This window comes from Bariatricus sp. HCP28S3_A4, from assembly GCF_052066395.1.
In the GTDB taxonomy this organism is placed as follows: domain Bacteria; phylum Bacillota; class Clostridia; order Lachnospirales; family Lachnospiraceae; genus Allocoprococcus.
This window is the reverse complement of sequence record NZ_JBQHSE010000119.1, coordinates 1-307: the sequence shown is the minus strand read 5'-3', so window position 1 is coordinate 307 and position 307 is coordinate 1. Positions and strand designations below refer to the sequence as shown.

The 307-nt window shown below is 40.7% G+C and carries 1 pseudogene; it reads left to right on the top strand.

Annotation, left to right across the window (positions count from 1 at the left end):
- Nucleotides 1–64 precede the first annotated feature (64 nt).
- Nucleotides 65–307, top strand: a pseudogene (locus ACTNBF_RS16625) (IS21 family transposase); the annotation flags it as partial.

The following is a 307-nucleotide window of genomic DNA, read 5'->3' as shown; positions in this document are numbered from 1 at the left end:
TCGTGCCCACTATGGTTTTCGGATTCGTTTTTGTAATCCAAAATCAGGATGGGAAAAAGGGAACGTGGAAAACAAAGTAGGTACGATACGAAGAAATATTTTTGTCCCGATCCCCCATTACCACGATATGGTCAGCTATAATAAACAGCTTCTGGATGAACATTTGAAGAAAGCTGCTGAAATGCACTACAAAAAGGGAGAGGTCATTGCGGAACTATTTGAAGAGGACAAACGTCATTTCTCTTCCCTGCCATCAAAACGCTTCAATGTATGCAGATATGATGAATTTAAGTGTGACGGGTATGGA